Source organism: Candidatus Desulfatibia sp. (genome assembly GCF_036446775.1).
Classification (GTDB): domain Bacteria; phylum Desulfobacterota; class Desulfobacteria; order Desulfobacterales; family UBA11574; genus Desulfatibia_A.
This window is the reverse complement of the sequence record NZ_JAZFTO010000363.1, coordinates 1-3,098: the sequence shown is the minus strand read 5'-3', so window position 1 is coordinate 3,098 and position 3,098 is coordinate 1. Positions and strand designations below refer to the sequence as shown.

The window sequence follows — 3,098 nt, the reverse complement described above, 5'->3', positions numbered from 1 at the left end:
ACAATTACCGCATCCTTGGCATGTTTTCTTGTCCACGACAGCATGAAAATTTGTGGCCCAAAAATCCAATGGTTTTGGTAGGTTCTTGTGAAGACCTAACATACCACAGCAGCATCCGCAACACGAACAAATGAATTCAGCTATTTTTGTATTTGAAGGCTGAAGAACTAATCCCTCTTTCTGATTCTGTTCTATTATCGACATAGCTTCATCTCTGGTGATTTTCCTGCCGACATTGCTTGCCAGAGCCATCTGAGCCATGTCACCTATAGCGAGACAGATTTCTTTTCGATCCGTTATTCTGCAAGACCCACCCTCTATTGATTTTTTTTTACGGCAAATGCATTCGACGATGACAAAGGGTTCTTCAGCCTGTTGCAGCAGGGTCGTTACTTCATCAAAAGTGCTTACATTATACTGTAGGTGGATGCTTTTGGCGACTGGTATGGTACGCATCTGTGGGAGTTCTGTACTCAAAAATTCGATACCAAAATTCCTATCCGAAGTATAATCATTGAAATCCTTTATAAATTCCGGAGTTAGTCGATCAAGTTGAAATTCATACATCCCTATAACAAGAGGCGCATTGCAATAATGCTTTTTACCATTTTTTATTTTGAACTCAATTCCGCCCTTTTTCTGAATACGACCAAGAATCTTCTCCAGTTCTTCGGGTGATTCAAGCAGATGTTCGACTCTACTATAAATAATTTTAAGTGGCTCAAATTTGTAGCTTAATAAAGAGGCCATCTCAGCCTCTTCAGGTGTAAAAATGTGTTTCAATATTCTTATCTCAACGCCTGTCTTAGTAGCTGGAAACCCGACAGCTTGATTATCCAGGTGCTTTTGTAGTTTGATATAAACCTGATCATTTTGCGCCATGCTGCACCTCCTTCATAATGGACAGCCCCCCAAATCAAATTTTTAATAGTAACTTTTCTTCTGATAATTTGCGTTTCTCTATTGCCAAGCCTTTTCTAGAGCGATTACAGTAAATTTGCCGAATTCCGTTGCCATGCGTGCATCGTTTTCGGTAAAGCCTCCTATTTTATTGGCCAAACCAATCAACCCATATGCTTTTCCGTCAATTTTGAGCGGTGCAAACATAACGTTGTCAAGGGTAACATGCCCTTTGGGCATAAATGCCATCCATTTACTAATTGAAAAGCTGTTTTCAAACACTACCTCACCTGTTCTATAGGATCTTGCCCGCAGTCCGCGTATAGGCATGGGAAGGCTCAGATCAACAGTGCAAGGGTGCCCACCCGCTTCTAAAAATAAAACTTCATTTTTCATCCCATCTTCATTTAAAAGGGCGACATATCCGGCGGTGGCACCGATCAAGTTCTTGGCAAGATCGAAAATGACACGCGCCGCCTGTTCAAATTCGCTATGTATCAGGACCGCTTTAGAACACTCCGACATTGCTGAGGTTTCCAACAACCGTTGCTCTGATTCCATGGGTGCCTCTCCAGCTTGCCTGCGCTTAATAGTTTCTTTCTCGAACTCTTTTACTATCTGTTCCAATTTTTCATAAATTGGTTTTCGGGTCATCAGAACATCCTCCAAATCAAAAAAAAGGCTCATGCACTGGTTTCAGTAAAAGACATTTCTTTGGGATCTTCAAATAATATTCTGTTAATACATACAATATCATGAGGGAATCAGAACTGCAAATATTTTGATTCATGCTTTTTGTTGATCTTATCCTCACAGAATGAGATCAGCCATACGATATTTTTGTTTGTTTTTCGCCCAGAAATTTGCTAAATTTATCCAACGCTGCTGTCAGTAACGTAAACTTGGATGTTAGAACTGATCGTTGCCTCCTATGCGGGCAATTGGTCTCGTAAAATTGAAATCAACCAACACGGATGACTGAAAAGATTTCAACTGTAAACCCTGACCTCGATCCGGAAACCTGGGTGGATCAATATGGGGATTATTTGTACCGGTTCGCACTGACCCGAATCAAGGATCCGTTCGTGGCTGAAGATCTGGTGCAGGAAACCTTTCTGGCCGCACTGAATGGACGTGAAAGCTTCAAGAGCCGTTCCACCTTTCAAACCTGGTTAACGGGCATTCTCAAGTACAAGATTTTGGATTTCTTCAGGAAGAAAAATCGGGAACAGGCGGTAGACGATATCGATGCGGTGGATGAAACTGTCGACGGATTCTATCACAATAACGGAAGTTGGAAAATCCGGCCTGGTAAATGGGATCTGAATCCTTCGAAAACATACGAACAGAATGAATTTTTGAATGCGTTTTTCAAATGTCTGGCAAAACTTCCTGACAGGCTGGCCAGAATATTCATGCACAGGGAAGTAGAAGGTCTGGACACGGAGGAACTCTGTAAGGCTTTTCAAATTTCTGCGACAAACAGTTGGGTCATGCTCTATCGGGCAAGAATGCATCTCAGACGATGCTTAGAGCTCTCCTGGTTTAATAAAGTGGAGGAGGAAAACAGATAATGTCTCACTGGATGTTCAATTGTAAAAAGGTGTCACATCGGGTATCCGAATCCATGGACCGAAATCTGGCCCCGCATCACCGTCTGTTTATCAGAATTCATCTGCTTATGTGCAAATACTGCGCGCAATTTCGAAAGCAACTCTTATTTCTGAGGGAGACCGCGCGCTTCATCGAATACCCCCCTGACGATCTGGAAACTTCGACACTTCTATCTTCCGAAGCCCGCAATCGAATGAAACAAATGCTTCGAACGTAACCGGATTAAACGCGTCACCCCGTACGATCGAAACACGAAACCGTTTACCCGGTGAAAGAATCAAGTTTCTCACCCGGTCAACCTTCGCACGAGCGCAAAAAGGACTGCGCCGAGGAGTGCGGCAACCGGAAGCGTGATAAACCAGGCCAGCAGAATACCGGCTATGACCCTCCAATGGGCCTGGCCGGTCGCGGCGCCGATACCGAACAGGGAGCCACAGGAGACGTGGGTCGTGGAGACCGGCAACCCGAGCCGGGAGGCGAAAATAACGAGAAAACCGGTGACCAGATTGGCGCTAACTCCCTGTCCTGCGTTCATCCGTGTCACGCGGTAGGCCATGATTTCAGCCACCGGTCTGGCGCTTAAA

Annotated in this window: 5 protein-coding genes; 2 read left to right on the top strand and 3 right to left on the bottom strand. The window is 44.2% G+C overall.

Going from position 1 to position 3,098, the window contains the following annotated elements; genetic code table 11:
- Both V3S16_RS16590 and V3S16_RS16585 read right to left on the bottom strand, forming a co-directional pair.
- Window positions 1-882, bottom strand: an 882-nt coding sequence (locus V3S16_RS16590) for a 4Fe-4S ferredoxin (RefSeq protein WP_413886960.1), incomplete at its 3' end; no start/stop codon positions are given.
- Between the two features lie 78 nt (window positions 883-960).
- A complete protein-coding gene (locus tag V3S16_RS16585) occupies window positions 961-1,461 on the bottom strand; it encodes a GAF domain-containing protein (RefSeq protein WP_413886958.1) in 501 nt (166 codons plus the stop codon).
- 413 nt (window positions 1,462-1,874) lie between these two features.
- On the opposite strand from V3S16_RS16585, the gene V3S16_RS16580 reads away from it, so the two are divergent.
- Together V3S16_RS16580 and V3S16_RS16575 are read left to right on the top strand one after the other, a co-directional pair.
- Window positions 1,875-2,474: a sigma-70 family RNA polymerase sigma factor gene (locus V3S16_RS16580; protein ID WP_413886956.1), complete on the top strand. Its 600-nt coding sequence runs from the start codon at window positions 1,875-1,877 to the stop codon at window positions 2,472-2,474.
- Window positions 2,474-2,731 carry a hypothetical protein gene (locus tag V3S16_RS16575; protein WP_413886954.1) on the top strand — a complete coding sequence of 86 codons (258 nt, stop codon included), beginning with the start codon at window positions 2,474-2,476 and terminating at the stop codon, window positions 2,729-2,731. Before V3S16_RS16580 ends, V3S16_RS16575 begins: the two co-directional genes overlap by 1 nt.
- Before the next feature lie 69 nt (window positions 2,732-2,800).
- Here V3S16_RS16575 and V3S16_RS16570 read toward each other — a convergent pair.
- A partial coding sequence (locus V3S16_RS16570; protein WP_413886952.1) for an inorganic phosphate transporter occupies window positions 2,801-3,098 on the bottom strand: 298 nt, incomplete at its 5' end.

What these genes read in the sequence shown, in the direction of transcription:
- V3S16_RS16575 (WP_413886954.1), top strand. Translation starts at nt 2,474, where the DNA reads ATGTCTCACTGGATGTTCAATTGTAAAAAGGTGTCACATCGGGTATCC.
- V3S16_RS16580 (WP_413886956.1), top strand. Translation starts at nt 1,875, where the DNA reads ATGACTGAAAAGATTTCAACTGTAAACCCTGACCTCGATCCGGAAACC.
- V3S16_RS16585 (WP_413886958.1), bottom strand. Translation starts at nt 1,461, where the DNA reads ATGGAATCAGAGCAACGGTTGTTGGAAACCTCAGCAATGTCGGAGTGT.